At 72.4% G+C, this 25,434-nt stretch carries 26 protein-coding genes; 9 read left to right on the top strand and 17 right to left on the bottom strand.

The window, feature by feature from the left end; all coding sequences use genetic code 11:
- Window positions 1-17: 17 nt before the first annotated feature.
- The 5 genes from paaA to paaE are packed head-to-tail and all read left to right on the top strand — an operon-like array spanning window position 18 to window position 3,715.
- Window positions 18-968 carry a 1,2-phenylacetyl-CoA epoxidase subunit PaaA gene (gene paaA, locus BM339_RS15250; protein WP_021596850.1) on the top strand — a complete coding sequence of 317 codons (951 nt, stop codon included), beginning with the start codon at window positions 18-20 and terminating at the stop codon, window positions 966-968.
- Window positions 968-1,252 (top strand): 1,2-phenylacetyl-CoA epoxidase subunit PaaB, encoded by a 285-nt coding sequence (paaB, locus tag BM339_RS15255; protein WP_021596849.1) that lies wholly within the window; start codon window positions 968-970, stop codon window positions 1,250-1,252. Before paaA ends, paaB begins: the two co-directional genes overlap by 1 nt.
- A 7-nt stretch (window positions 1,253-1,259) precedes the next feature.
- A complete protein-coding gene (paaC, locus tag BM339_RS15260; protein ID WP_075021234.1) occupies window positions 1,260-2,150 on the top strand; it encodes a 1,2-phenylacetyl-CoA epoxidase subunit PaaC in 891 nt (296 codons plus the stop codon).
- Complete coding sequence (gene paaD, locus BM339_RS15265) at window positions 2,144-2,632, top strand: 1,2-phenylacetyl-CoA epoxidase subunit PaaD (RefSeq protein WP_024934526.1); 489 nt, start codon at window positions 2,144-2,146, stop codon at window positions 2,630-2,632. Before paaC ends, paaD begins: the two co-directional genes overlap by 7 nt.
- A gap of 3 nt (window positions 2,633-2,635) precedes the next feature.
- Window positions 2,636-3,715: a 1,2-phenylacetyl-CoA epoxidase subunit PaaE gene (gene paaE, locus BM339_RS15270; RefSeq protein WP_075021235.1), complete on the top strand. Its 1,080-nt coding sequence runs from the start codon at window positions 2,636-2,638 to the stop codon at window positions 3,713-3,715.
- A 56-nt stretch (window positions 3,716-3,771) separates the two neighbouring features.
- Here paaE and BM339_RS15275 read toward each other — a convergent pair whose 3' ends face one another.
- The 3 genes from BM339_RS15275 to BM339_RS15285 all read right to left on the bottom strand — a co-directional run bounded on the left by BM339_RS15275 (window position 3,772) and on the right by BM339_RS15285 (window position 6,656).
- On the bottom strand, window positions 3,772-4,491 hold the full coding sequence (locus tag BM339_RS15275) for a chitinase (RefSeq protein WP_075021236.1): 720 nt from the start codon (window positions 4,489-4,491) through the stop codon (window positions 3,772-3,774).
- Window positions 4,491-5,012, bottom strand: coding sequence for a lytic polysaccharide monooxygenase auxiliary activity family 9 protein (locus BM339_RS15280; RefSeq protein WP_021598550.1), 522 nt, complete (start codon window positions 5,010-5,012; stop codon window positions 4,491-4,493). Before BM339_RS15280 ends, BM339_RS15275 begins: the two co-directional genes overlap by 1 nt.
- A 783-nt stretch (window positions 5,013-5,795) precedes the next feature.
- On the bottom strand, window positions 5,796-6,656 hold the full coding sequence (locus BM339_RS15285) for a hypothetical protein (protein ID WP_143118427.1): 861 nt from the start codon (window positions 6,654-6,656) through the stop codon (window positions 5,796-5,798).
- A 482-nt stretch (window positions 6,657-7,138) separates the two neighbouring features.
- On the opposite strand from BM339_RS15285, the gene BM339_RS15290 reads away from it, so the two are divergent.
- Window positions 7,139-8,740, top strand: coding sequence for a GMC family oxidoreductase (locus tag BM339_RS15290; protein ID WP_021598548.1), 1,602 nt, complete (start codon window positions 7,139-7,141; stop codon window positions 8,738-8,740).
- Here BM339_RS15290 and BM339_RS15295 read toward each other — a convergent pair.
- From BM339_RS15295 to BM339_RS15310, 4 genes are all read right to left on the bottom strand, one after another.
- A complete protein-coding gene (locus tag BM339_RS15295; RefSeq protein WP_021598547.1) occupies window positions 8,737-9,171 on the bottom strand; it encodes a phosphatase domain-containing protein in 435 nt (144 codons plus the stop codon). The two genes, BM339_RS15290 and BM339_RS15295, sit on opposite strands and share 4 nt — an antisense overlap.
- Window positions 9,168-9,719 carry a CGNR zinc finger domain-containing protein gene (locus BM339_RS15300; RefSeq protein WP_075021238.1) on the bottom strand — a complete coding sequence of 184 codons (552 nt, stop codon included), beginning with the start codon at window positions 9,717-9,719 and terminating at the stop codon, window positions 9,168-9,170. The genes BM339_RS15295 and BM339_RS15300 overlap by 4 nt, the downstream gene beginning before the upstream one ends.
- A gap of 38 nt (window positions 9,720-9,757) precedes the next feature.
- A complete protein-coding gene (locus BM339_RS15305) occupies window positions 9,758-12,268 on the bottom strand; it encodes an ATP-dependent Clp protease ATP-binding subunit (protein ID WP_075021239.1) in 2,511 nt (836 codons plus the stop codon).
- A 210-nt stretch (window positions 12,269-12,478) separates the two neighbouring features.
- The gene (locus tag BM339_RS15310) at window positions 12,479-13,456 is read right to left on the bottom strand and encodes a helix-turn-helix domain-containing protein (protein WP_075021240.1); all 978 of its coding nucleotides are present in this window, start codon (window positions 13,454-13,456) and stop codon (window positions 12,479-12,481) included.
- Between the two features lie 146 nt (window positions 13,457-13,602).
- On the opposite strand from BM339_RS15310, the gene BM339_RS15315 reads away from it, so the two are divergent.
- A complete protein-coding gene (locus tag BM339_RS15315; protein WP_075021241.1) occupies window positions 13,603-14,625 on the top strand; it encodes a methyltransferase in 1,023 nt (340 codons plus the stop codon).
- Here the strand turns inward: BM339_RS15315 and BM339_RS15320 are convergent.
- From BM339_RS15320 to BM339_RS15345, 6 genes are all read right to left on the bottom strand, one after another.
- Entirely contained in the window at window positions 14,597-15,550 is a 954-nt protein-coding gene (locus BM339_RS15320) for an AraC-like ligand-binding domain-containing protein (RefSeq protein WP_021599934.1), read from the bottom strand. The two genes, BM339_RS15315 and BM339_RS15320, sit on opposite strands and share 29 nt — an antisense overlap.
- Before the next feature lie 117 nt (window positions 15,551-15,667).
- On the bottom strand, window positions 15,668-17,005 hold the full coding sequence (gdhA, locus tag BM339_RS15325; protein WP_052357314.1) for an NADP-specific glutamate dehydrogenase: 1,338 nt from the start codon (window positions 17,003-17,005) through the stop codon (window positions 15,668-15,670).
- 180 nt (window positions 17,006-17,185) lie between these two features.
- On the bottom strand, window positions 17,186-17,833 hold the full coding sequence (locus BM339_RS15330; RefSeq protein WP_021599994.1) for a DUF4360 domain-containing protein: 648 nt from the start codon (window positions 17,831-17,833) through the stop codon (window positions 17,186-17,188).
- A gap of 42 nt (window positions 17,834-17,875) precedes the next feature.
- On the bottom strand, window positions 17,876-18,526 hold the full coding sequence (locus BM339_RS15335) for a DUF4360 domain-containing protein (RefSeq protein WP_024934529.1): 651 nt from the start codon (window positions 18,524-18,526) through the stop codon (window positions 17,876-17,878).
- Window positions 18,527-18,772: 246 nt separating this feature from the next.
- Window positions 18,773-19,129 (bottom strand): DUF488 domain-containing protein, encoded by a 357-nt coding sequence (locus BM339_RS15340; RefSeq protein WP_033330410.1) that lies wholly within the window; start codon window positions 19,127-19,129, stop codon window positions 18,773-18,775.
- A gap of 47 nt (window positions 19,130-19,176) precedes the next feature.
- Window positions 19,177-19,392 (bottom strand): hypothetical protein, encoded by a 216-nt coding sequence (locus tag BM339_RS15345; protein ID WP_024934530.1) that lies wholly within the window; start codon window positions 19,390-19,392, stop codon window positions 19,177-19,179.
- Window positions 19,393-19,493: 101 nt separating this feature from the next.
- Here BM339_RS15345 and BM339_RS15350 point away from each other — a divergent pair, with 101 nt between their 5' ends.
- Window positions 19,494-19,691 carry a hypothetical protein gene (locus tag BM339_RS15350; protein ID WP_024934531.1) on the top strand — a complete coding sequence of 66 codons (198 nt, stop codon included), beginning with the start codon at window positions 19,494-19,496 and terminating at the stop codon, window positions 19,689-19,691.
- Window positions 19,692-19,753: 62 nt separating this feature from the next.
- Here BM339_RS15350 and BM339_RS15355 read toward each other — a convergent pair whose 3' ends face one another.
- Together BM339_RS15355 and BM339_RS15360 are read right to left on the bottom strand one after the other, a co-directional pair.
- Window positions 19,754-20,545, bottom strand: a complete 792-nt coding sequence (locus BM339_RS15355; protein ID WP_024934532.1) for a hypothetical protein — start codon at window positions 20,543-20,545, stop codon at window positions 19,754-19,756.
- A gap of 12 nt (window positions 20,546-20,557) precedes the next feature.
- Window positions 20,558-20,806 (bottom strand): hypothetical protein, encoded by a 249-nt coding sequence (locus tag BM339_RS15360; RefSeq protein ID WP_021600580.1) that lies wholly within the window; start codon window positions 20,804-20,806, stop codon window positions 20,558-20,560.
- 454 nt (window positions 20,807-21,260) lie between these two features.
- On the opposite strand from BM339_RS15360, the gene BM339_RS15365 reads away from it, so the two are divergent.
- Window positions 21,261-22,484, top strand: a complete 1,224-nt coding sequence (locus BM339_RS15365; RefSeq protein ID WP_024935848.1) for a PucR family transcriptional regulator — start codon at window positions 21,261-21,263, stop codon at window positions 22,482-22,484.
- Between the two features lie 53 nt (window positions 22,485-22,537).
- Here BM339_RS15365 and BM339_RS15370 read toward each other — a convergent pair whose 3' ends face one another.
- Both BM339_RS15370 and BM339_RS15375 read right to left on the bottom strand, forming a co-directional pair.
- Window positions 22,538-23,437: an alpha/beta hydrolase family protein gene (locus BM339_RS15370; protein WP_021599482.1), complete on the bottom strand. Its 900-nt coding sequence runs from the start codon at window positions 23,435-23,437 to the stop codon at window positions 22,538-22,540.
- A 376-nt stretch (window positions 23,438-23,813) separates the two neighbouring features.
- Window positions 23,814-25,406 (bottom strand): CocE/NonD family hydrolase, encoded by a 1,593-nt coding sequence (locus BM339_RS15375; protein WP_075021242.1) that lies wholly within the window; start codon window positions 25,404-25,406, stop codon window positions 23,814-23,816.
- Between the last annotated feature and the right edge of the window lie 28 nt (window positions 25,407-25,434).

Here is a 25,434-nt window from a genome sequence, read left to right on the forward strand (position 1 = left end):
AATTCACGGGAGGGCGGATGACGCTGGAGCAGTTCGAGCGGACGATCGACCGCGACCAGCGCATCGAGCCGCGCGACTGGATGCCCGAGAAGTACCGGTCCACGATGGTCCGGCAGATCGCCCAGCACGCCCACTCCGAGATCATCGGGATGCAGCCGGAGGGCATCTGGATCACCCGCGCGCCGTCGCTGCGCCGCAAGGCGATCCTGCTCGCCAAGGTGCAGGACGAGGCGGGCCACGGCCTGTACCTGTACTCGGCGGCCGAGACGCTCGGCGCCGACCGCACCGACCTGACCGAGCGGCTGGTCTCCGGCCGGCAGAAGTACTCGTCGATCTTCAACTACCCGACGCTGACGTTCGCCGACGTCGGGGTGATCGGCTGGCTGGTGGACGGCGCCGCGATCTGCAACCAGGTGCCGCTGTGCCGCAGCTCCTACGGCCCCTACGGGCGGGCGATGATCCGGATCTGCAAGGAGGAGTCGTTCCACCAGCGGCAGGGCTACGAGCTGCTGATGACGCTGATGCGCGGCACGCCGGCCCAGCGGGAGATGGTGCAGGACGCCGTGAACCGCTGGTGGTGGCCGTCCCTGATGATGTTCGGCCCGCCCGACGCCGACTCGACGCACACCGCGCAGTCCATGGCCTGGAAGATCAAACGGCACACCAACGACGAGCTGCGGCAGCGGTTCGTGGACATGACCGTCCCGCAGGCCGAGGCGCTCGGCGTCACGCTCCCCGACCCGGACCTGACGTGGAACGAGGAGCGCGGCCACCACGACTTCGGCGAGATCGACTGGTCCGAGCTGAAGCGCGTCATCAGCGGCGACGGCCCTTGCAACGCGGAGCGGATCGCGGTGCGCAAGGCCGCCCACGAGGACGGCGCCTGGGTCCGCGAGGCCGCCGCCGCGCACGCCGCCAAGCAGGCCGCGCGCAATGCCGGGCGACCGGTCGGGAGGGAGGCGTCCTGATGGAGAAGGACTGGCCGCTGTACGAGGTGTTCGTCCGGGGCAAGCGGGGCCTGAACCACGTGCACGTCGGGTCGCTGCGCGCCGCCGACGACACGATGGCGCTGCGCAATGCCCGCGACCTGTACACACGGCGGAACGAGGGCGTGAGCATCTGGGTGGTCAAGGCGCGGGACATCACCGCGTCCAGCCCGGACGAGAAGGACGCGTTCTTCGACCCGAGCGGCGACAAGGTCTATAGGCACCCGACGTTCTACGAGATCCCCGACGACGTCCCGCACATGTGAGGCTCCGATGGCCCTCCACGACCCGTTCGACGCGGACAACCCGTTCCACGCGCTGACCCAGGACGACGGCGACCCCCGCTGGGCGTTCGGGACCGGGTTCCACGACCCGCTCGCCGGGATCGACGCCTCCGTCCCGGACGGCCTGGACCCGGGCGACCTCGCCGCCTACTGCCTGATGCTCGGCGACGACGCGCTGATCATGTCGCACCGGCTCCAGGAGTGGTGCACGCACGCGCCCGAGCTGGAGGAGGAGGTCGCGCTCGCCAACATCGCGCTGGACCTGCTCGGCCAGGCCCGGCTGTTGCTGGCCCGGGCCGCCGCCGCCGAGGACAAGGGCCGGGGCGAGGACGACTTCGCCTACTTCCGGGACGCGCCCGAGTTCCGCAACGTCGGCCTCACCGCGCTGCCGAACGGCGACTTCGCGCAGTCGACCGTCCGGCTGCTGCTGTTCGCGACATGGCGGCTGGCGCTGCTGGACCGGCTCACCGCGTCCGGCGACCAGGTTCTCGCCGCGATCGCCGCGAAGAGCGTGAAGGAGGTCGCCTACCACCGCGACCACGCCGCGCTGTGGACGATCAGGCTCGGCGACGGCACCGGCCTCTCCCACGAGCGCGCGCAGCGTGCGGTGGACGAGGTGTGGCCGCACACGGGCGAGCTGTTCGGCGTCCACGAGATCGAGCGGCGGATGGCCGCCGCGGGCGCGGGGGTCGACCCGTCCGCCGTCCGCGCGGAGTTCGACGCGGTGCTCGACGAGGTGCTGGCGGCGGCGACGCTCCGGCGTCCCGACCCCGTACCGCCCCGCGTGGCCGGGCGCGACGGCGAGCACCCCGCCGCGATGACCGCCCTGCTCGCCGAGCTGCAGGGGCTGGCCCGCGAGCATCCGGGGGCGGAATGGTGAGCGCCCGCGCGGTCGCCGAGACCGTCACCGATCCCGAGCTGCCGATGGTCACGCTCGCCGAGCTCGGCGTGCTGCGCGAGGTCACCGAGGGGCCCGGCCGCGTCGAGGTGACGATCACCCCCACCTACACCGGCTGCCCGGCCCTGGACGCGATGCGCGACGACCTGCGGAACCGGCTCGCCGAGGCCGGGTACGCCGAGGTCCGGATCCGCACCGTGCTCGACCCGCCGTGGACGACCGACTGGATCAGCGGGCCGGGCCGCCGGAAGCTGGCCGCCGCCGGGGTCTCGCCGCCCGGCCCCGCGCCGCGCCGCGCGTCCGGCCCGATCCCGCTCGCGCTGGGCCCGACCCGGCGGGTCGCCTGCCCCCGCTGCGGGTCCGCCGACACGGTCGAGCTGTCCCGGTTCGGGTCCACGGCCTGCAAGTCGCTGCGGCGCTGCGACGCCTGCCACGAGCCGTTCGAGCACTTCAAGGAGATCTGAGCCGTGACGCTCACCGAGGTCGCACCGCGCCGCGCCGGCTTCCACTCGCTGCGCGTCGCGGACGTCGAGCCGCTCTGCGACGACGCGGTCGCGGTCACCTTCGACGTCCCGCCGGAGCTGGCGGACGCGTACGCGTTCCGGCCCGGCCAGTTCCTCACGCTCCGCCGCGTCCTGGACGGCCGGGAGGAACGCCGCTCCTACTCGATCTGCGCCCCCGCCGGGGCGGCGCCGCGCATCGGGGTCCGGGAGATCCCGGACGGGCTGTTCTCGTCCTGGCTGGTCCACGAGGTGCGGGCGGGCGATGTCGTCGAGGTCCTGCCGCCATCCGGCACGTTCGTGCTCGACGCCCCCGGGGCCGAGCACCACGTGCTGATCGCCGCCGGCTCCGGGATCACCCCGGTGATGTCCATCGCCGCGTCCGCCCTCGCCGACCCCGCCGCCCGCGTCACCGTGCTCTACGGCAACCGGCGCAGCGGGACCGTCATGTTCGCCGACGAGCTCGCCGACCTGAAGGACGCCCACCCGGACCGGTTCGAGCTGGTGCACGTCCTGTCCCAGGAACCCCGCGAGGCCGAGCTGTTCAGCGGCAGGCTGAACGCGGACCGGCTGCGCGCCCTCCTGCCGCTCCTCGTCCCCGTCGCCGACGTCGGCCACTGGTGGCTGTGCGGGCCGTTCGGCATGGTCACCGACGCGCGGGACGTCCTGCGGGGCTTCGGGGTGCCGCGCGAGCGCGTCCACCAGGAGCTCTTCCACGTGGACGAGGTGCCGCCCGAGCCGAACCGCACGCGGTCCGCGCCGTCCGGCCCGGCCAGCGAGGTCACCATCGTCCTGGACGGGCGCTCCACCACGCTGACGCAGCCGCGGGACGCGACCGTCCTCGACTCGGCGCAGCGGGTCCGCCCCGACCTGCCGTTCGCCTGCAAGGGCGGCGTGTGCGGGACGTGCCGCGCGCGGGTCGTCGAGGGCGCGGCCGACATGCGCCGCAACTTCGCGCTCGACCCGGCCGAGGTGGACGCCGGGTACGTCCTCACCTGCCAGTCCGTCCCGGCCACGCCGGAGCTGACCGTCGACTACGACGCGTGACACCACCCCGGCGGAAGATGGCGGCCTTCCGCCGGGGTGGTGGGCCGGTGCCCGCGTCAGCAGGTCAGGTTGTCACCGGCGGGGACACCGAGGATCTGGGTCATCCTCTGGTAGGCGTTCACCCGGCTCTGCACCTGGGCCGGGTTGCGGCCGTCGCATTCCAGGCTGCCGTTGATGCTGCGGATCGTCTCGCCGAACCCGCGGCCGTTGACCATGGCGTCGTGCCCGGTCATGGTGCCGGGACCACGCTGGGTCATCCAGTACCAGAGCCCGGTCTTCCAGGCCACCGCGGAGTCCTGCTCCACCAGCCACGGGTTGTTCAGCAGGCCGATGCCGAGGGCATCGCCCGCCGCCTTGTAGTTGAAGTTCCAGCTCAGCTGGATGGGGCCGCGCCCGTAGTAGGCGGCCTGCCCGGCGGGGCAGCCGTAGGGCTGGCTCGCGTCGCAGTAGTGCGGGTAGTTGCCGGTGTTCTGCTCGACGATGTGGACGAGCCCGCCCGTCTCATGGCTGACGTTGGCGAGGAAGGCCGCCGCCTCCTGCTTCTTCACCGTGTCATTGCCGGTGTTGGCGAACCCGGGGAACGCGTCCATCGCCGCGGTCAGCCCGCCGTAGCTGTAGAACGCGTTGCGGTTCGGGAACATCTGGTTGAACTGGGCCTCGCTGACCACGAACGCGGCCGCGCTCGCCGCGGACGCCGTCGGCAGGACGGCCGACAGCGCGGCCACCATGAGCGCCACGACGCCGATCAGCGCGCGCCTCACCCTCTGGCGCGCCATCACTGCACCTGGAGGTCGACGCACGCGTAGAACGCGTTGGGGGTGTCGGCGACGTTCCAGACGGCGAGCACCTTCTGCCGTCCGGAGACCCCGCCGAGGTCGACCGGGTGCGACACGGTCGCCGGGGGCTGCTGGTCGCCGCCGTCGATGTCGGCGACCTTCCGGCCGCCGACGTAGTACTCGAAGTTGGTGGTGCGGTGCCGGGCGGTGAACGTCCAGGTGAAGGTGACCTGGCGGCCGACGGCGGCCGCCTGCCAGCCCTTGCCGTCGTCGTCGAGCTCGGCGAACCGCGCGTTGCCGCCGCTGCAGCTCGTCAGGCCCTTCGGCCCTTCGACGCTCTGCGGCTCCCACTGGATGTCACCGCACTGGACGATCTTCTGGGCGCACTGGGCCTGCCTGCTCAGCGGCGCCGACACGTAGCCGTGCGCGTAGGCGGCGGTCGCCGGCAGCACGACCGCGACGAGGGGAGCGATTCCGAGGCCGGCCGCGAGAGCGGCGAGCCTGCGCCTTGATTTCTTCATAGCGGGGGGTCCTTGCGTGCTGGGGTGGTCTGTCGTTCGGCGCGGCGGGGAGCGGCCGCGAGGGGAGCGGGCGGCGGGGAGCGGGCGGCGGGGAGCGGGGCATGGCGGCTCCATCGGATAGGAAACTTTCCTATCGAATTGGTGGAACGGTAACTCCCCCGCGGATGGCGGGCAAGACCACCGCCGCACCGCCCGATCCACCCCGACAAGACCAGCGCAGGCTAGGACCCGAACCAGCCGCATCCGGCCAAGAAGATTGGCAGCATTACCCGTCCACCCGAGCAATCCATCGGCACCATCCGCCAAAACCCCCACAGCCCAGGCACGGTCCGTGCAGGAGAAGGAGCGTGCGGTCACACTCATGACGTGCGCCGACGCGGCCCCGAACCACCACGGCGGCGGCCAGCTCCTCCCCGGCCTTCGTGGAGACGGCCGGAGGCGCGGGACGCCGCACGTGGAACGCATCGGCGAACTTCAGTGCCGGGAGGGGACGTCGCGCGGCTTCGCGGGCAGCAGGCTGACTTACTCGGTGGCGATCCGGTGCGCCTCACGGAAACGGCAGGTGGTGAGCAGGCCGACGCCGGACGCGGCGGCCCGGACGAGCAGTGCCCACACGGGAGACATGGTCGCCGCTTCGGCACCCTAGGAAGCCAGTGGGCGCCCAGAAGAAAATCTGGACGCCCATCACTTGAAGTCGCATCTTATGCGTGTTCAGTCATCTTCCATGCGATCATTGAATCACGGCCGAAGGATGGGCCGCCGACTTTCAATGAAACAGGCCGCTCACTTGACCCGCTTCTGAAAGCTGCCGTCCGGCCAAACCCACCTGAAGCCGTAAGCATGATGCGGCTTTGCCCTGGGCACGGAGATCTGATACTCGACCGTGCCGGCCAAGCGGTCGACCGTCCGCACCGGGGCGATCGTCCCCACTTCACGCCTCTTGTGGTAGGTCGTTCCGTTATTCCAGACCAGGCCGTCGATCTTCAGAGGATCCTCAGCCAGCACGAACCTTATGGCGATCGATATCTCCCTGGTCTTGAACCTATTGCCACCCTTGCGGTAGTAGGGCTTCATGGTCTCGATATTGTCTTCGAAGACCTGTCGAATTCCGACCTCTTCGACATCTCCCCTGAAAAGCGGTCTTCCGGGGTAGATCCACAGCCTCCTGCCGCCGTCCTCTTCCGCGGCGCGCGCCACGAAGAGGTCGTGCCCCGGTATCAACGACTCGATCGAATTCTTTCCCCGGGAACCGCGACCGGTGAAGTGGGACCGGTGTTCCACCAGCCGTACGTTGTCGCGCAGCACTTTGATCGTTTGGCGTCGGGTATTCGTGTAGCGATGATATCCGCCGACCGGTTCGATGATCAGTAGGCCCTCGATACGGAGGATCTCATAGGGCGCCGGATCGCAATAGTGGACGCTGTAGTACCTGAAACAGGCGGCGGCGAGGAGCAGCAGGCCGAACTCAGCGACCGCCGTTCCGGCGAGGACCTTTGTGTCATCGAAGCGCGCGCTCACGAGATAGGTCAGATAGCCGCCGCCGGCCAGCAGCAGAGTCGCGAAGAGAGCGATGGACCTGATCGTCGCGCCGGCGTCCCTGACGATCTTCAGTGGACGGACATTGAGCAGGCGCTCAAGCTCCATGGTCAGCCCCAAGTGTCGCCGGTGACTAGAGGGGACGAACGACGGTTTCACCCCGCATTGACTCGCAAATACCCATTGTCGACAATCTACAAACTGGCCACACCGTGACAACGCGTTCTGGATTGATCACCGAGCGGAGAGATTTTCCGATCAGTGTCACCAGACACAATTTTTGCTATCGCAAATGTCCGTCGCGCCATTATGGCGATCATTGTCGACATTCCTGGAAGGGCGGCGCTCACGGCGCCGGGCCACCCCGGGCACGGCGAGTCCGCTGTCCTGCCGAGCCGGTGCCCGGCGAGCCGTTCCGGTCATCGGGACTCGGGTCGACCGAGGTCTGGGGCCCTCTTACGATCGGCGGACGCTTTGCCGCCCGACCTGGCGGGACGCCCGCGTCCGGCTCGAACGGCGGTACCGACCGGGCCGGGCGCGGGCCCTCGTGAACGGTCGCGGCGTGACGCGATGGCCGCTGAGAGGACGTCATGGAGCAGAGCGCTGATTACGTGGTGGTGGGGGCCGGGAGCGCCGGGTGCGTGCTGGCCAGGCGGCTGGCGGAGTCCGGGGCGAGCGTCGTGCTGGTCGAGGCGGGCGGGCCGGACCGGACGCCGCTGGTGCGCAAGCCCGGGCTGATCGCCGTGTTCCACAACGTCCCGCAGCTCAAGAAGCGGCTGGACTGGGGGTTCTACAGCTCGCCGCAGGAGAACGCGCTCGACCGGAAGATCCCGCAGGTGCGGGGGCGCGTCCTCGGCGGGTCGGGGTCGATCAACGGGATGCTGTTCGTGCGGGGGCACCGCAAGAACTACGACGACTGGGCTGCCGAAGGGTGCGAGGGCTGGGCCTTCGACGACGTGCTCGGCAGCTACAAGCGGCTGGAGAACTGGGAGGACGGCGCCACCGACCTGCGCGGCGCGGGCGGGCCCATCCAGGTGACGCGGCAGAAGGACCTCACGCCGGCGTCGCAGGCGTTCATCGAGGCGGTCGCCGACACCGCGGGCGTGAAGCGGAACGACGACTACAACGGCGCCGAGCAGGAGGGTGTCGGGATCTTCCAGCAGAGCGTCGACAAGGGGCTGCGCTACAGCTCGTCCGTCGGCTACCTGGACGACCACGGCCTGGCGAACCTGACCGTGCTGACCGGCGTGACCGTGACCCGCGTGGTGATCGAGAAGGGGCGCGCGACGGGCGTCGAGGTCGTCACCAAGAAGGGGAAGGGGACGGTCCGGGCGTCCAGGGAGGTGGTGCTGGCGGCCGGGGCGTTCGGCTCGCCGCACCTGCTGATGCTGTCCGGGGTGGGTCCGGCGGCGCACCTGCGCGAGCACGGCATCGAGGTGCGCGCCGACCTGCCGGTCGGGGACAACCTGCACGACCACATGTTCGTGCCGATGACGTTCGTCATGGACAGCGCCCGCAACAAGGGCACGGCGCCCTACTTCGCCCGGGGCGTCGTCAAGGAGTGGACGCGGGGCGGGACGTGGGTGGCCCGGTCGGTCTTCGAGGCGGTCGGGTTCGTGCGCAGCGGCCGGGCCGGGGACGTCCCCGACATCCAGCTGCACGCGCTGCCGTGGTCGTACCCGTTCCCGAACCAGGACGCGCCCGTCCGGCACGCCGTCGACAAGCGGCCCGCGCTCACGGTCATGCCGACGCTGATCTACCCCAGGAGCCGCGGCACGGTCCGGCTGGCGTCGGCCGACCCGCTGGCCGCGCCGGTCATCGACCCGGGCTACCTGTCCGACCCGGACGACGCCCGGCTGCTGCTGGACGGCATCGAGCTGGTCCGCGAGGTGATGGGCAACAAGGTCATCGCCGGGGACGTCAAGGAGGAGCTGTCGCCGGGCCCGGAGTTCCCCGACCGCGCCGCGATGGCGAAGGAGCTGCCGAACCGCGCCACGACCGTGTACCACCCGGTCGGCTCGTGCCGGATGGGGACCGACGAGCGGGCCGTGGTCGATCCGGCGCTGCGGGTGCGCGGCGTCGAGGGGCTCCGCGTGGCGGACGCGTCGATCATGCCGAGCATCATCGGGGGGAACACCAACGCCCCGAGCATGATGATCGGCGAGCACGGCGCGGCGCTGATCCTCGGCTAGGCGGGCGGCGGGAAGGCCGTCACCCAGCGGCGCTGCCACGGGGTCTCCACGGCCCGCGGGTGGTGGTGCTCGCGCGTCCACGCGACGGCCTCGGACGGGTCCAGGCCGGACAGGACGGCCAGGCAGGCGATGACGGTCCCGGTGCGTCCGACGCCGCCGCCGCAGGCGACCTCGGCGGCGCCCGAGCGGGCCTTCTCGTGCAGGGCCCGGATCTGCCGGACGGCGTCGTCGCGGTCCCGGGGAAGCAGGAAGTCGGGCCAGACGATCCAGGCGGACGGCCAGCGCACGTGCGGCCCGTGCCTGCGGCGGAGGCGGCCGGAGCCCAGGTAGAGGCCGAACTCGGGGAGCGGCCCGTCCGGCAGGGGGTCGCGCAGGCCGCGGCCCCGGATCGGGGTGCCGTCCGGAAGGCGGATGGCGCCGGTGAGCGTCATCGGGTCACCTCCCGGCGGCGGGCGCGGTGGTTGGCGACGTTGAGGCGGTTGCCGCACCGCTCGGGCATGCAGTAGCGGCGCCGTCCGGCACGGCTGGCGTCGGCGAACACGCCCCGGCAGCCGGGGGCGGCGCAGGCACGGAAGCGCTCGTGCCCGAGGGCCCGGACGACCCCGGCCAGCGCGACGCCGATGATCGCGGCGAGCTGGTCGGCGAGGGGCGCGTCCGGTGCGGTCGGGACGTGCCACCGCCACCGCCCGGACGGGTCGTGGCGCAGGACCGGCGCGCGGCCGGCGCGGCGGGTCAGCACGGCGGCGCCCGCCGCCGCCTGCTCCGCGGTCTCGGTCTCGATGATCCCGCGGACCTCGCGGCGCAGGAGTTGGACCGGGAAGACGTCGTCGGCGGACGGCCGGAGGCCGTGCCCCGCCAGCAGGGCCGCGAGGGCCTCGGCGTCGGGGAGCGCCTCCGAGCCGCGGACGGTCGGCGACGTGCTGACCAGCTCGTTCGCCAGCTCGATGCCGGGTGTGTAGTCGGTGAGTGGGATGTGCACCCGATCCTCCTGTAAGTGTTACAGAAGGACTATATCCCTTACCTGACGTCGGGCGCGGTGGTCACGTCGAACTGGAGGCCGCCGTTCACCGCCGACACCTCCACGTGCGCGCCGTGCCGGAGGTCCCCCGCGAGCAGGAGATCGGACAGCTCGTCGTCCACCTCGCGCTGGATCGTGCGGCGGAGGGGGCGGGCGCCGAACTCGGGCTGGTAGCCGCGCTCGGCGAGCAGGTCCACCGCCTCCGGGGTGAAGGTCACCGTGACGTCCTGCGCGCGGAGGCGGCGGCGCGTCTCGTCCAGGAGCAGGTCGGTGATCTGGCGGAGCTGCCCGGCCTCCAGCCGCCGGAAGACGATGATCTCGTCGATCCGGTTGAGGAACTCGGGCCGGAACGACTCGCGCAGCCGCCGCATGATCCGGTCGCTCAGCCCGGAGCCCGCGCCGTCGGACGAGCCGAACCCGATCTCGGTCGTGCCGGTGATCAGCTCCGAGCCGAGGTTGCTCGTCATGATCACGACGGTGTTGCGGAAGTCGACGGTCCGGCCCTGCGCGTCGGTGAGCCGGCCGTCGTCGAGCAGCTGCAACAGGACGTTGAACACGTCCTGGTGCGCCTTCTCGATCTCGTCCAGCAGGATCACCGAGTACGGCTGCCGGCGGACGGCGTCGGTGAGCTGGCCCGCCTCCTCGTAGCCGACGTACCCGGGCGGCGCGCCCATCAGGCGGCTGACCGTGTGCCGCTCCTGGAACTCGCTCATGTCGAACCGCAGCAGCCGGTCGCGGCTGCCGAACAGCGCCTCGGCCAGCGCCTTCGCCAGCTCGGTCTTGCCGACGCCGGTCGGGCCGAGGAACAGGAACCCGCCGATCGGGCGGTCCGGGTCGCCCATCCCCGCGCGGGACCGCCGGACGGCCCGCGCCACCGCCGCCACCGCGTCCTCCTGCCCGACGACGCGCTGGTGCAGGTGCTCCTCCAGCTCGACGAGGCGCTCCCGCTCGGCCTGGGTGAGCTGGGTGACGGGCACGCCGGAGATCCGGGAGACGACCTCGGCGATGTCCTCCGTGGTCACCTCGGGGACGGCCGCGGGCCCGCCGTTCTCGCGCGTCTCCGCGAGCTCCTTCTCCAGCCGGCCGATCTCGTCGCGCAGCTCGGACGCCTTCTCGTAGTCCTCGTCCGCGACGGCCTGGTCCTTCTCCCGGCGGCGCCGGTCGAGGCGCTGCTCCAGCCCGCGGCGGCCGCCGTCCCGCGTCCCGGACCGCAGCCGGACGCGGGCGCCCGCCTGGTCGATCAGGTCGATCGCCTTGTCCGGCAGGAAGCGGTCGGTGAGGTAGCGGCTGGACAGGTCGACGGCGGCGACCAGCGCCTCGTCGGTGAACCGCACCTGGTGGTGCGCCTCGTACCGGTCGCGCAGGCCGCGCAGGATCTCGATGCTGTCGTCGGCGCTCGGCTCCGGCACGAGAATCGGCTGGAACCGGCGTTCGAGCGCGGCGTCCTTCTCGATGTTGCGGCGGTACTCGTCGATGGTGGTGGCGCCGACCACGTGCAGCTCGCCGCGCGAGAGCGGCGGCTTCAGCATGTTGCCCGCCGACATCGCGCCCTCCGCGCTGCCCGCGCCGACGATCGTGTGGATCTCGTCGATGAACACGACCAGCTCGTCGGCGTGCTCGCGGATCTCGTCCACGAGCTTCTTCAGCCGCTCCTCGAAGTCGCCGCGGTAGCGGGTGCCGGCGACGACGCCGCCGAGGTCGAGCTGGACGAGCCGCGTGCCGCGCAGGGTCTCCGGGACGTCGTCGTCCACGATCCGCTGGGCGAGCCCCTCGGCGATCGCGGTCTTGCCGACGCCCGGGTCGCCGATCAGCACCGGGTTGTTCTTGGTGCGCCGCGACAGCACCTCGACGGTCTCCTCGATCTCGTCCTCGCGCCCGATGACGGGATCCACGCGGCCCTCCCGGGCGAGCGCGGTCAGGTCGCGGCCGAACTCGTCCAGCGTGGGCGTGCCGGTCGGCTGCCCGCCGCCGGGCCCGCCGGGCGGCTGGCCGCCGCCCGCCGCCGCCTGCTGCAGCGAGTCCGGCGTGACGTGCTCGTGGTCGAGGATCCGGCCCGCGGTGGACCCGCGGTCGAGCGCCAGCGCGAACAGCAGGTGCTCGGGCCCGATGTAGGACGAGCCGAGGGCGCGCGACACCTGGTGCGAGTCGAGCAGCGCCCGCTTGGCGGACGGGGTCAGCTCGGGCGGCACCTCCCGCGGGTCGCCGCGCCGCGCGTGCCCCTCGATCTCCTGCCTGATCTTGTCCGGGTCGGCGCCCGCCCGCGCCATCCACTGCCGCGTGCCCTGCTGCCGCGTCGCCGCCCACAGCAGGTGGTCGGTGTCCAGGTCGTGGCTGCCCCACTGCGCCGCCTGCGCGGCCGCGTCGCGCACCAGCTCGCGCGCCGGCTCGCTCATCAGCCGCGCGATGCTGATCCGCTCCATCGGGCGGCGTTGCGCCCGCGCCCCGAAGTAGCGGGCGAGCATCTCCTCGAACGGGTCCATCCCCTCGGGCCCGTACCACCCCGCGGTCATCTCAGAAACCCCCCGGTCGTCCAAGGACACGTCATAGCAACGGTCGGGTCCCTGCCCGTGCAGACTTGCCGAAAACACGGGCACGGCCTGCCGAAAGGCGGATCGGACGGGGAGCAGGGTCGTCCGGATTTCGAGGTAGATGTCCAGTGCGTCGGGGCCTCCTCGCGGGCCCCCGCCTGCCGTTGCGGACGCGGGCCTGCTCCGCCGAGGTCAGCGGTCGGTGACCGTGCCGGCGGGGCCGTTCCCCGTCCGCGCCCGGAACTCGCCGGGCGGCTCGCCGTGGACGGCCCGGAACACCCGGTTGAAGTGCGCGGCGTTCGGGAAGCCCCAGCGGGCGGCTATCGCGCTGACCGGACGGGCCCGCAGCGCCGGGTCGAGCAGGTCGGCGCGGGCGCGGTCGAGCCTGCGGAGCCGGATCCACTCGGCCACGCTCGTCCCCTGCGCCTCGAACAGCGTGTACAGGTGCCGGACGGAGATGTGGTGGGCCGCGGCGATACGGCCGGGGGTCAGCCCGGGGTCGCCGAGCCGCGCGTCGATGTAGGCGTGGACGCGCAGGAGCAGGGCGCGGTGCCGGGCGTCCCGGGAGGCGTCGCCGGGCCGGTCGAGGCGGGCCGCGAACACCGCGGTCAGCAGGTCGAGGACGGCGCCGCCCAGCCGGTGCGCGGCGGCGCCCATGCCGTCGAGCTGGCCGGGCAGCTGCCGGGCCAGCGAGGAGATCAGCGCGCCGGGCCCGCCGGTGCCCGGGACGCGGGTGCCGGTGAGCGTGCCGAGGTCCCGGTGGCGCAGGGGCAGCAGCGCGCGCGGGAAGCTCACGGCGACGACCCGGGCCGGGGCCGTGTTCACCCACCGGGCGGGACGGGACAGGTCGACGAACGCGAAGTCCCCCGGGGCGAGCATGGCCTGCCTGCCGTCCTGCTCGATCAGCGTCTCGCCCGCCACGCTCACGTCGATCTTGCACAGCCCCGGGTCGGATCGGCGGATCAGCCGCGGCGTGCGGACCGCCTCGCCCGCGGTGATGGACAGCTCGAAGATCTGCGCCGCCCCCGCGTCGCCCGCCACGACCCGGCCGCGGAAGCCGGGCTCGGTCAGGCGGAGGTCCATCGGCACGAGCATCTGGTGCATCAGGTGCTGCCAGTACTCGTGCCGCGAGGCGACCGGCGCGTCCTCGGCCTGGAAAACGACGCTCATGAGCACAGCCCAACGATGGCGGGACGTCCATGGTAACGCCGGGGTCCTGCCGTGCACCGGTCGTCAATGGTTGTGCGCCCAGTGCCAAGGACCTCCGCGCGTCCCCTCAGCAGAATCGGGCTGAAAACCAACGGGGAGGCACGATTATGGATCCTGAACTCATCGGACAGATGATGGACCTCACCACCCGGACCTGGGTGTCCCAGGCCGTCAGCGTCGCCGCCGAACTGGGCGTGGCCGACACGCTGGCCGACGGCCCGCGGCATGTGGACGACATCGCTCGGACCGTCGGCGCGGACGCGGACGCGCTGTACCGGCTGCTGCGGGCGCTCTCCGACCTGGACCTGTTCCGGGAGCTGGAGGGGCGCCGGTTCGCCTCGACCCCGCTCGGCGACGTGCTGGGCACCGGCGTCCCGGGCTCGCTCCGCGACTGGGCGATCATGACGGGGCGGCCGTTCCACCGGGAGGCCTGGACGGCGCTGGCGCACACCGTCCGGACGGGCGAACCGGCCTTCGAGCACGTGCACGGCGCGATGGGGTTCGACCACTTCCGCGACCACCCCGCCGACGGCCAGGTGCTGAACGCCGCGATGACCGCGGTGTCCGGCCTGGTGATCGCGCCGGTCGTGGCGGCGTGCGAGTTCGAGCCCGGCTCGAAGATCGTGGACGTGGGCGGCGGGCACGGCGCCCTGCTCGCGGCGATCCTCGCCGCCGATCCGGACGCGCACGGGGTGGTGTTCGACCTGCCCCACGTCGTCGACGGCGCGGGCCGGGCCGCGGAGGACGCCGGGGTGGCCGACCGGTGCGAGTACATCGGCGGGGACTTCTTCGAGTCCGTCCCGTCCGGCGGGGACGCCTACGTGCTGTCCAACATCGTGCACGACTGGGACGACGGCAGCGCCGTGCGAATCCTCGCGAACTGCCGCGACGCCATGAACCCGAACGGGCGGGTGCTGCTGCTGGAGGCCGTGCTGCCCGACGACATCCGGCCGTCCCGCGCCAAGTGGATCGACCTCGAGATGCTGATCATGGCGCGGGGCGCCCGGCAGCGGACCGGAGCCGAGTACGCGGAACTGCTCAACCGCGCCGGGCTGCACCTCACCCGGGTCGACGTCGACCACGACGCCGGCGCGTTCGGCGTCATCGAGGCGGTGCCGCTCCGGATGTGACCGACACGGCCAGCCGGAACTCCCCCGGCGGCAGCCCGTAGGCGGCGCGGAACACCCGGCTGAACACGGCCGGGTCGGTGAAGCCCCAGCGGGCGGCGATCGCGCTGACCGGGCGGTCGCGCAGCGCGGGGTCGAGCAGGTCGCGGCGGCACCGGTCCAGCCGGCGCCGCCGCACGCACTCGGCCACCGTGACCCGCTCCGCCTCGAACAGCTTGTGCAGGTACCGGACGGAGATGTGGTGGGCCGCGGCGATCGAGGCCGGGGACAGGCCCGGGTCGGCGAGCCGCTCGTCGATGTGGGCGTGGATCCGCCGGAGCAGCGGCGGGTCCGGGTCGGCCGCGTCCCACGCGTCCAGGACGGTCGCGAGCAGCTCCACGATCCGGGCGCCGAGCCGCCCGCTGCCCGTCACCTCGGTGTCGTCGAGGTGGCGCGGCAGCCCCCGGACGAACGCCGACAGCAGCCCGGCGACGCCGCGGTCGCCGGGGAACCGCACGGCGGCGAACCGCTCCGCGCACTCCATCGGCACCGGCAGCATCGCCGCGGGGAACGCGACCGCGATGTGCCGGCTGCCCTCGGTCACGCACCGCAGCGGGCGCCAGGAGTCGAGCGGGACGACGTCGCCCGGCTCCAGCCGCGCCGTGCGCCCGGCCTGCTCGACCGTCACCCGCCCGGAGACCAGGACGTGGATGTTGTAGAGGTCGTGCCGCGTCCGCGCGATCAGCTCCGGGCCCCGGCGGCACTCGCCGGCCGGGGCGGCGATCTCCGCGACGTGCACGGGTCCGAGGGTCCCGAGCAGGAGCCGGGCGGAGAAGTCGCGCTTCTCGGGACGCCCCTCCATCGCCAGGGGGATGCCGTCGATCGCCCTCTGCCACGCCTCCAGCCGGGTGGCCACCGGCTCGATCTCCGCGTCCACCACGGAGCCCATGTGCGACACCCCCACATCGCAGCCTCTCGACCACCCTAGCCGGGCGGCCGCTCGCGCGGTGCCGGGTCACGCGCGGTGCCGGGTCACGCGCGGTGCCGGGTCACGCGCGGTGCCGGGTCAGACGAGGCCCTGGGCCAGCATGGCGTCGGCGACGCGCTCGAAGCCGGCGATGTTGGCGCCGGCGACGTAGTCGCCGGGGGCGCCGTAGCGCTCGGCGGTCTCGTGGCAGGTCGCGTGGATGCCCGTCATGATCGCCGACAGCTCCTCCTCGACCCGGGAGAAGGACCAGGCGGCGCGGCTGGCGTTCTGCCGCATCTCCAGCGCGCTGACCGCGACGCCGCCCGCGTTGGCGGCCTTGCCCGGGCCGAACGCGACGCCCGCCTCCCGGAACACGGCCACGGCCTCCGGCGTCGCCGGCATGTTCGCGCCCTCGGACACGGCCTTCACGCCGTTGCGGACGAGGAGCGCGGCGGCGTCGGCGTCCAGCTCGTTCTGCGTCGCGGACGGCAGCGCGATGTCGGCGGGGACGTCCCACACCCGGCCGCCCGGCACGAACCGGGCCGAGGAGCCGCGCAGGTCGGCGTAGTCCGCCACCCGGCCGCGGTCGACCTCCTTGACCTTCTTGAGCAGGTCGAGGTCGATGCCCTTCTCGTCCACCACGTAGCCGCCGGAGTCGGACACCGTGATCACGTTCGCGCCGAGCTGCTGCGCCTTCTCGATCGTGTAGATCGCGACGTTCCCGGAGCCGGACACGACGATCTGCTGGCCGTCCAGGTCCTCGCCGCGGTGCCGCAGCATCTCGGCCGTGAACATGACGTTGCCGTACCCGGTCGCCTCCGTCCGGCAGGCGGACCCGCCCCAGAGCATGCCCTTGCCGGTCAGCATCCCGGCCTCCCACCGGTTGGTGACGCGGCGGTACTGGCCGAACAGGTAGCCGATCTCGCGGGCGCCGACGCCGATGTCGCCGGCGGGGACGTCGGTGTGCTCGCCGACGTGGCGGTGCAGCTCGGTCATGAACGACTGGCAGAACCGCATGACCTCCTCGTCGGAGCGGCCGTGCGGGTCGAAGTCGCTGCCGCCCTTGCCGCCGCCGATGCCGAGCCCGGTCAGCGCGTTCTTGAAGATCTGCTCGAAGCCGAGGAACTTGACGATGCCGAGGTTGACGGTGGGATGAAAGCGGAGCCCGCCCTTGTACGGCCCGAGCGCGCCGTTGTACTCGACGCGGAAGCCGCGGTTGACGTGGATCTCGCCCCGGTCGTCCTGCCAGGGGACGCGGAACATGATCTGCCGCTCCGGCTCGATCACCCGCTCGACCAGCTTGGCGGTGGCGAGCGCGGGCCGCGCGGCCAGCACCGGGCCGAGGGACTCCAGCACCTCGTGCACGGCCTGGTGGAACTCCGGCTCGCCCGGATCGCGCCTCAGCACCCTCGCGTAGGACTCCTCCAGAAGCTCCATCGTCTCGGGCGGTGCGGGCAGGCGGGGGGCCAACGGCATGGTGAAGATTCCTTCCTCGCGTCACCCCCACTGTAAAACCTCATCTCCACCGGCCCGGACGCGCCTCGCCGCAGGTCCCGGCATGTGCACGGGCCGCGCCCTCCCTGGGTCGGGGACGCGGCCCGGCGTTCGGGGCTCCGGTCAGGCGGGGCACTTCTTCCAGGCGAAGTGGTAGGTGGTCTTGACGCTGCCGTCGGTCGAGTCGAAGGTCATGAAGCTGGTCCTGGACGGGTCCGAGGTGCCCTTGTACACCCGCAGCTCGGTGTTGATGTTGAAGTTGCGGTCCTCGCCGCACGGCTTGAAGACCAGCTCGGAGACGTCCGTCCGGTCGGAGAACTGCCAGTTGTCGGAGTAGCCGCCGCGGATCGTGTGGCTGACGGGCGTCGTCTGCGCCATGCCCTGGTGGTAGTAGTTCGCCTTCTCCATGCCGCTCGCCCCGGCCTCCAGGTGCGCGAAGCCCCGGTAGTCGGCGCCGGCGATCGCGTAGGTGAAGCCTTGCGGGACGTGCACGCCCAGGTTGATCTGGCAGTTCTTCCGGAAGTCGGTCGGGTCGGAGTTCCCGCCGGCCTGGGCCAGGTAGTCGCTGTAGGTGACGGTGAACGAGGTGTTGTCGCTCGCCGTCGCGACCGCGGCCGTCCCGGCGTGGCAGCCCGACCCGTTCACGGTCAGCACGTCGATGACGATCCGGTCGGGCGGCGGCGGATCCGCGGCGGCGGACGCGGGGGCGGCGGACAGCGGGAGCGCCAGGGCGGCCAGGCACGCCGCCGAGACGGTCAGTCCAGTGCGCATCGGTCGTTCTCCTTTACTCGGTGCCTTCTCGGCCGGCGGGCGTCACCACGGGGGGCACTGTTTCCAGGCGAAGTGGTAGGTGGTCTTGATGCTGCCGTCGGTCGAGTCCATCGACATGAAGCTGGTCTTCGCGGGGTCGGACGTGCCCTTGAGCACGCGCAGCTCGGTGTTGACGTTGAAGTTGCGCTCCTCGCCGCACGGCTTGTAGACGAGCTGCGCGACGTCGTTGGTGTCGGTGAACTGCCAGTTGTCGGCGTACTCGCCCTTGATGGAGTGCGAGATCGCGGCGGTCTGCGGCATGCCCTGGAAGTAGTAGCTCGCCTTCTCGACGCCGCTGGCGCCCGGCTCCAGCCACGCGAAGCCGCGGTAGTCGGTGGACGCGATCGCGTAGGTGAACCCTTGCGGGACGTGCACCTTCATGCTGATCTGGCAGTTCTTGCGGAAGTCGGTCGGGCCGGAGGAACCGCCCGCCTGCGCCATGTAGTCGCTGTAGGTGACGGTGAACGCCTCCTTGTCGTCCGACACGGCGACGGCGGCCGTCCCGGCCGGGCAGCCCGACCCGTTGACGGTCGCGATCTCGATCGTCACCCCGTCCGGCCCGGGCACCCGCAGCGGCGCCGCGGACGCCGGCGCGGCGGACAGGACGCCCGCGGAAATTGCGGCGGCAGCGGAAACGGCAATCCCTTTACGCATGCGATTCCTCCTCGCTGGGACCTGCGCAAAGGGAGCGTAAACTTCCCAGGTCAGAGGGGTCAATCGCCGTTTTTTCAATTTTCATGGGCCACTGGAAACAGTGAAACCACCCCTTCCCGCCGGGCCGGAGCAGGCACAATGGAACGTCCAATGTGAAAGCGGCCGGCATGGCCACTGAAAGGAGCGTTCCATTCGACCGGCCGGGAAATTCAAGCGGCCCGTCCAGTCCGCGTAGAAGGCGCGGCGTCAGCCGGAGTCGCGGAGGCGGCCGGCGAGGACGGCGGCCTGGCTGCGCTCGGCGTCCTTGGTCGCGGTGAGGAGGGTGACCGTGCCCTGCCCGGCGAGCTCCCGCAGGTGGTCGAGCGCGGACGCGCGCTCGGGCTCGGCCAGCTCGGCGTCGTAGCGGCGGGCGAACTCCGCGAACTTCTCGGCGTCGTGCCCGTACCACTTGCGCAGCTCGGTGGACGGGGCGACGTCCTTCAGCCACTCGTCCAGCCGCGCGTCCTCCTTGGACAGCCCGCGTGGCCAGACGCGGTCGACCAGGATCCGCTTGCCGTCATCGGACGAGGGCGGCTCGTACACCCTGCGCAGTCGTACCTCCATACCCGGACGTATACCCTCCCCGCGGCCTCGCACCGCCCCGGGCCCCGTCAGCGGCCGGCCGCGGCGCGGCGGGCGAACTCGGCGGCGGCCGTGCGGCGGGCGAACTCGCCGGCGAGCGCGCGGCCGAGGACGTCGTCCTCGGGACGGTGCCGCTCCAGGTAGGCGAGCGCCTCGGCGAGCTCGCCCGTGGTCAACCGCCGCACCGGCTTCCCGGCCCAGCGCGGGAGGCCGGCGGCCGGGGCGGCGCGCTGCTCTGTGTTCATGGGCGGAGCCCTCTCGTCTCTGCCGGCAAAGAACCGCCGGGGCGGGCGGCGGGCGGCGCGGCGGCGGGGACCGCGTTCGCGCCCTCGAATAGGATCGCGGCGTGCATTGGTGGAGCCAGCAGGCCTGCGAGGCGGCCGCGGAGGCCCAGGCCGCCGACCCCTCGCCCGGGAACCTCATGGCGGCCGCGCAGGTGCAGGCGCTCGTCTCGATGGCGGAGGCGCTGCACCGCATCGCGGCCGCCCTGGAGGAGCGGGACGATGCCGAGGGCGCCCCGCCGCTGTCCGTCCGGCCCCGGTAGCGGCCGGTCCAGCGAAAATACCGGTGCACCCGGAAGGGGGCGCACCGGTATTTCCCGGGGTGTCACGCGTCGCTGAACGATTTGCGTTCCGTCCTGCCGTTGGTGCTCGGGGCGAGGCGGGAGGTCTTGGCCACCGACGGGCGGGCCGGGGCGGTCTCCAGCAGGTGGTCGTCCGGCGCCGGGGCGGCCTGGGCCGCCTGGCCGGCGGCCGGGCGGAGCTCGTCGCGGGGCCGGTCGCGCAGCCGCCGCGCCGCCTGCCGGAGGGCGCGCTCCCCGACGAGCCGGGTCAGCTCCAGCCCCCAGCAGTCCAGCTTGTCGGCGTCGGTGAGGTCGTCGCGGCTGCTCAGCTCGGCCGCCAGGCCCCCGAGCCGCTGCGCCTCGGCCAGGTCGAACTCGCGCAGGAGGTGGCAGCACAGCTCGGCGAGGGCGGCGTGGTCGCGTTCGAACGACAGGCCCGACAGGTCGTTGTGCGACAGCCGGCTGAGCGCGCGCTTGCGCTCCAGCTCGCCGTCGGCGACCCGCAGGATGCCGCCGAGCAGGGCCACGGGGCCGGTGCCGCCGCTGTGCGCCGGGCCGAACGACATCCGCAGCACGGCCGCCGAGCCGATCCCCGCCGCGATCACCCGGACGACCATGAGGCTCGCCGGGGGCGTGGTGGGGGGCAGCCCGAACGTCCAGCCGGACGCGGTCATCGCGATCAGCGCGACGACGGACGCGCTGGCGTTGACGAAGACGAACAGCAGCCCGCCCGGGGACAGCAGGGCCGCGACGGGCTTGTCGCGGTAGCGCGCGAGGAGCTCGGCGAGGCCGAGCGCGCCGCCGATCACGGCGGCGAGGAGCATCTCGATGGTCACGGGGCCGCTCCTTCAGGCGCTGCGGGCGGCCAGCCGGCCGAACGGGGACTCCTCGGACCTGCCGCGCCGCGACAGCAGGGTGGCGGGACGCTGCCGGGCGGCGAGCTCGGCGCGCTCGACCTCCAGGAAGACCAGCAGCCATTCGGCCGGTCCGGCGGCGACCCCGGTGTGCGTGCGCAGCGCCTGCTCGCGGGCGCCGAGAAAGGCCAGCAGCCACCCGGTGGGACCGGACGGCCCGGTGGTTCGAATACGTGAATGCATGGGGAGAACCATTCCGCAGGCGCTCTGCGAAGTCGACTTCCGCCGGGTCAAGTTTTCCGGCCCGGCGCCGCGGAACGACCATTTGGCGGAACATCGGGAAACGTCCCGCATGACGCCGCGATCTCCGCTTGGTTGACACGTGTCCCGGGCCTTTTTCACGGCCCCGGGAATTCCTTTGCGAAGAATTCCGGTAACCCGCCGCGGAGCCGGCGCGGGGAGATCGCTCTTGGTGCGGCACCGCCCGTCGCACGCCGGTCGCGGGGCGGGCTCGCGGGGTTTCGCGCCGCCGCCGCGACACGCCGCGGGCCCCGCCTCGGGCGGGTCGCGGGCGGGTCGCGCGGCTGTCAGCCGGGTGACAATCCGGAACCATCGAAACTTTCCGTCCGTGCCTATCGCGGCGCCCCGCCGGAACCGAGCCTGAGAGGGCAGGAGACCGGAACCAGGAGGGCGTGCCATGAGCCGGACCACCCCGTCCCCGGGACGGGACTTCCCGCTGTCCGGGCTGCCGGCCGAGGTGGCCGGCCCGATGCGGCCCCACCTGGAGGCGGCGGCGGTGGAGATGGTCGCGGAGATCCAGGGGCTCGTCCCGGAGTACGCGCGCCCGCCGGAGAGCCGCTACGGCCGCCGGATGCGGTGGGCGGTCGAGGAGACGGTCCGGCAGTTCGTGGACGCCATCGGCCGTCCCGACATGGAGTGGGAGAGCGTCACCGGCATCTTCGAGAGGATCGGCGCGTACGAGGCCCGCACGGGGCGGAGCCTGGACGGGCTGCAGACCGCGATCCGGGTGAGCGGGCAGGTCGCGTGCCGCCGGTTCATCAAGGACGCCCGGCGGCTCGGCTGGTCGCTGGACACGCTCGGCTCGATCACCGAGTCGCTGTTCGTGTTCCTGGAGCGCATCGCCAGCGCGGCCGGCCAGGGCTACGCCAACGCCCAGGGCGAGCTCGCCGGGGAGCGGGAGCGGTTCCGGTGGCGGCTGCGCGACCTGCTGGTCATGGACCCGCCCGCGAGCGCGGAGGCGATCGGGGAGCTGGCGCGGTCGGCCGGCTGGCCGGTGCCGCGGACGCTGGCCGCCGTCGCCGTCCGGCCCGCCCCCGGCCAGGCCGTCCCGGTGCTGCCGCCGCTTTTCCTCGCCGACTGGCACGCTCCCGCCCCGTACCTGATCTGCCCCGACCCGGACGGCCCCGGCCGGGACCGGCTGCTCGCCGCGATCAAGGGGACGCGGTCGGCGGCGATCGGCCCGGCGGTGCCGCCGGCGCGCGCCGCGCTGTCGCTGCGCTGGGCGCGGCGGGGCCTCGCGCTGGTGGAGCGCGGCGTGCTGCCCGGCAAGGAGCCCGTGCGCTGCCTCGACCATCTGCCGAGCCTGGTCGCGGCGCAGAGCGAGGAGCTGCTCGACGTCGCGCTGAGCACCCGGCTCGCGCCGCTGATGAAGCTGCCCCCGCACCGGCGGGACGCGCTGTCCCGAACGCTGCTGACCTACATGGAGTGCCGCGACAACGCGGTGGCGGCGGCGGAGCGGCTGCTGGTGCACGAGCAGACCGTCCGGTACCGGATCCGGCGCCTGGAGGAGACCCTCGGCGGCGTGCTCCTCGATCCCGGACGGCGCATCGAGCTGCTGCTCCTCCTGCACCATCTCGTCCGGCTGGATCCGGGCGACCGGCGCGTCTCCCCCGCGGGCTGAACCCCGGAGGGCGGTGGTGACGGCCTGCCGGGACCATCACCACCGTCCGCCGGTCAGCCGGTGGGGCAGGTGCCCTCGTACTGGGCGATGGTCGCGCCCGGCGCCGGCTCCGGGCACAGGAACCGCTCGTAGCGGGCGTCGTCGTCCACGAACCGCTTCATCCACGCGATGGTGTATTTCGCGATGGTCGTGTTCGGCGAGTTGAAGGTCATGTGCCCGGCGTTCTTCAGCTCCAGGTACGCCTTCTCCGGGACGGACGTGAGGTTGTCGTAGTACGACTCGGCCATCGAGTCCGCGGGGGCGATGGCGTCGTTGTCCGCACCCATGATCATGGTCGGGACCCGGACGCTCTTCCAGTCGTAGTTGGTGTTCCACGGGGCGAGCGGCACGGCGGCCTGGAGCGCCGGGCGGTCGTCGGCCGCCTCCAGCGTCCCGCCGCCGCCCATGGAGTGCCCCATGACGGCCAGGCGCGACGCGTCGATCCGGTCCTTCACCCTGCTCCCGCCGGTCATGTAGTCGAGGGCGGCGAGGAGCTGCTCGCCGCGGGCGGCGGGCACGTCGAAGAGGCTGTTGGTCTCCAGGGTCATGACGACGAAGCCCTGTGTCGCCAGGCGCGGGCCGTACCAGTCGATCCAGGCCTGCGGGGAGACGAACCCGGGCGAGACGGCGATGGCGCCGAACGTCCCCTGGCTCAGGTCGGTCGGCGCGTAGATCGTGCCCTTGTTGAAGCCGGGCCCGCTGCCCGCCGGAACGTCGATCCTCTCGATGGCGAACGGGCCCTTCTCGGCCGTGATGCTCGCCTCGGTCGGGGCCGGTCCGCGCTCGTAGGGATTGGCGGCGAGCCGGACCGGATGGGCGGGAGCGGCGGCGTTCGCGGCGGGCGCCAGCGCGGCGCCGGCCACCAGCGCCACGGCGGGGAGCAGTCTGAACGCACGCGTCAGATGCCTTTTCATCGGGGGCGTACCCTTCACTAGCCGATACCGCGATGGGGGAATTCGCGGGTGCCAGAATTGTGGGACGTCCCGTCCGGCTTTACTGCTAGCGCATCTCCATCTTCGTGCCGCGGTCCTTATAGCGAACTTATAAAGACCGCGGGAACGGACGGAGGGGCCACTCCCCCCGAAGTGACCCCTCTCCCCCCGTTCCGCCATGCCGGCCCGGTGCGCTCACAGGACCGGCCACTCCCCCCGAAGCGGCTTCGCACCGGCCGTTCTGCGGATGAGAAGAACGTAGCGAGCACCCGCGGGCGGATCGAGGCTTTGCCCGGCCGTGTCGACGAACGGACCACCGTCTGCGACGAACGGATTACGCTCCGATGTCGAAGCGGCCCTAGCCGCCCCAAACGGGCAGGTGGAGGGCGGATGGGCGGCTCCTGGCGCGGAGTACCTCGAAGCGGGTGCGGCGGAACGCGACGGCCCGGCCCGCGGGCTCGCCGGTGCCGGGGTTGCGGGCGAAGCGGGGGAACGCGCCGCCCGCGAGCATGACGCGCAGGCGGTGGCCGCGCCGGAAGCGGTAGGCGGTCGGGTGCATCTCGATCTCGGCGCGGACGACGCCGCTTTCCGTGATGCGCGCGATGCCGTCGGTGACGTTCCGCGAGACGCCGTCGCGGTCGACGTCGCAGAGGCGGACGAAGAGGTCGCCCCGGCCGGTGCTGGTGCGGACGTGGATCGTCGCCGAGACGGGACCGATCAGATCGAGGTCACGGGTCAGCGGCGCCCCGGTGAGAACGACCACGTCGTCACGGCGTTCGAGGCGCGCGTTGGCGCGCTGCCCGCCCTTGCCGGGTGACAGCAGCGGGCCTCCGACGTTCGGCGTGGGGTCGTAGGGGTCGTAGGTGAACGTGGCGGGTTCCTCGTCCGGCACGTCCCAGGCGAGGCCCTGAGAGAGGTAGAGCGGCGTGGGCCGGGTCCCGGGCGGGGGCCACCGGTCGAAGTCCAGCCACGTGCCGGCCTTCTGCAGGTGCAGCCTCACTCGCGCCGTGCGGAGTTGGGCCTTGTCCCCGTTGAGGTGGGCGTTCAGCCAGGACACCTGGTCGGAGAGCGTCGCGCGGAGGGCTCTGAGGTCGTGTCCCCACGGGCCGATGGTGATGCGGACGTCCCGCCCCGCCGCGTGGAGAGCGGCGAAGTCCTTGAGCTGGCGGCGCAGGAAGAGGTCCCACCAGCCCGCCACCATCGTGGTGGGCGCGGTCGTCTCCGGCACGGCGGCGCTGTGGTCGGTGCCCTCCCAGAAGCCGTCGCCGGGCTCGGCATGGGCCGCGACCTCGCGGAGGAAGGTCTCGGGACGTCCGATGGCCGCGACGTCGGCCTCGTCCAGCGGCAGGTGCCGCATCGCCTGCCGGACGCGCCTGTTGTGGAACGGCCGCCTTCTTTCGTCCTGCGTGCCCATCAGCGACGACCAGACGAGCGTGTTGTGCAGGGCGAGCGCACCGCCCGGATAGAACGAACTCACGAATTCGGACGCGGTGATGCCGAGCCCCATGGCTTCCAAGGGCGGGTCTGCGTAGGGCGCGACCGCCCACTCGGTGAACCCGAGGTAGCTGGCGCCGACCATGGCGACCTTGCCGTCGCACCAGGGCTGGGCACGGAGCCACCTGAGCGTCGCCAGGCCGTCGTCCTTCTCGTTGTGGAAGGCGTGGAACTCGCCCTCCGACCCCAGGACCCCGCGCACGTTCTGGATCACGACCTGGAACCCCCGCCGGGTGAGAACGCCCGCGAACAGCCGCACGGCGCCCTGCCGCTTGCCGTACGGGGTGCGGATCAGCACGGCCGGCAGCGGGCCGGCGCCGCGCGGGCGGTACAGGTCGGCGACGAGCGCGATCCCGTCCGGCATGGGCACGCGCAGGTCGCGCGCGACCTCGGCGTGCGGCGACGGCGACTCGGGAAGGCCGAGGAGGCGGTCGACGAGTCGTCCCGGAACGGTCATGGACGCGCCTCCCCCGTTCTCCCCGGCT

The organism is Actinomadura madurae, from assembly GCF_900115095.1.
Classification (GTDB): domain Bacteria; phylum Actinomycetota; class Actinomycetes; order Streptosporangiales; family Streptosporangiaceae; genus Spirillospora; species Spirillospora madurae.

What these genes read in the sequence shown, in the direction of transcription:
- BM339_RS15320 (WP_021599934.1), bottom strand. Translation starts at nt 15,550, where the DNA reads ATGGGCTCCGTGGTGGACGCGGAGATCGAGCCGGTGGCCACCCGGCTG.
- BM339_RS15335 (WP_024934529.1), bottom strand. Translation starts at nt 18,526, where the DNA reads ATGCGTAAAGGGATTGCCGTTTCCGCTGCCGCCGCAATTTCCGCGGGC.
- BM339_RS15305 (WP_075021239.1), bottom strand. Translation starts at nt 12,268, where the DNA reads ATGACCGCGGGGTGGTACGGGCCCGAGGGGATGGACCCGTTCGAGGAG.
- BM339_RS15360 (WP_021600580.1), bottom strand. Translation starts at nt 20,806, where the DNA reads ATGCATTCACGTATTCGAACCACCGGGCCGTCCGGTCCCACCGGGTGG.
- BM339_RS15365 (WP_024935848.1), top strand. Translation starts at nt 21,261, where the DNA reads ATGAGCCGGACCACCCCGTCCCCGGGACGGGACTTCCCGCTGTCCGGG.
- paaD (WP_024934526.1), top strand. Translation starts at nt 2,144, where the DNA reads ATGGTGAGCGCCCGCGCGGTCGCCGAGACCGTCACCGATCCCGAGCTG.
- BM339_RS15310 (WP_075021240.1), bottom strand. Translation starts at nt 13,456, where the DNA reads ATGAGCGTCGTTTTCCAGGCCGAGGACGCGCCGGTCGCCTCGCGGCAC.
- BM339_RS15370 (WP_021599482.1), bottom strand. Translation starts at nt 23,437, where the DNA reads ATGAAAAGGCATCTGACGCGTGCGTTCAGACTGCTCCCCGCCGTGGCG.
- BM339_RS15285 (WP_143118427.1), bottom strand. Translation starts at nt 6,656, where the DNA reads ATGGAGCTTGAGCGCCTGCTCAATGTCCGTCCACTGAAGATCGTCAGG.
- BM339_RS15340 (WP_033330410.1), bottom strand. Translation starts at nt 19,129, where the DNA reads ATGGAGGTACGACTGCGCAGGGTGTACGAGCCGCCCTCGTCCGATGAC.
- BM339_RS15275 (WP_075021236.1), bottom strand. Translation starts at nt 4,491, where the DNA reads ATGGCGCGCCAGAGGGTGAGGCGCGCGCTGATCGGCGTCGTGGCGCTC.
- BM339_RS15330 (WP_021599994.1), bottom strand. Translation starts at nt 17,833, where the DNA reads ATGCGCACTGGACTGACCGTCTCGGCGGCGTGCCTGGCCGCCCTGGCG.
- BM339_RS15315 (WP_075021241.1), top strand. Translation starts at nt 13,603, where the DNA reads ATGGATCCTGAACTCATCGGACAGATGATGGACCTCACCACCCGGACC.
- paaB (WP_021596849.1), top strand. Translation starts at nt 968, where the DNA reads ATGGAGAAGGACTGGCCGCTGTACGAGGTGTTCGTCCGGGGCAAGCGG.
- BM339_RS15345 (WP_024934530.1), bottom strand. Translation starts at nt 19,392, where the DNA reads ATGAACACAGAGCAGCGCGCCGCCCCGGCCGCCGGCCTCCCGCGCTGG.
- paaC (WP_075021234.1), top strand. Translation starts at nt 1,260, where the DNA reads ATGGCCCTCCACGACCCGTTCGACGCGGACAACCCGTTCCACGCGCTG.
- paaA (WP_021596850.1), top strand. Translation starts at nt 18, where the DNA reads ATGACGCTGGAGCAGTTCGAGCGGACGATCGACCGCGACCAGCGCATC.
- BM339_RS15280 (WP_021598550.1), bottom strand. Translation starts at nt 5,012, where the DNA reads ATGAAGAAATCAAGGCGCAGGCTCGCCGCTCTCGCGGCCGGCCTCGGA.
- BM339_RS15290 (WP_021598548.1), top strand. Translation starts at nt 7,139, where the DNA reads ATGGAGCAGAGCGCTGATTACGTGGTGGTGGGGGCCGGGAGCGCCGGG.
- BM339_RS15295 (WP_021598547.1), bottom strand. Translation starts at nt 9,171, where the DNA reads ATGACGCTCACCGGCGCCATCCGCCTTCCGGACGGCACCCCGATCCGG.
- BM339_RS15375 (WP_075021242.1), bottom strand. Translation starts at nt 25,406, where the DNA reads ATGACCGTTCCGGGACGACTCGTCGACCGCCTCCTCGGCCTTCCCGAG.
- gdhA (WP_052357314.1), bottom strand. Translation starts at nt 17,005, where the DNA reads ATGGAGCTTCTGGAGGAGTCCTACGCGAGGGTGCTGAGGCGCGATCCG.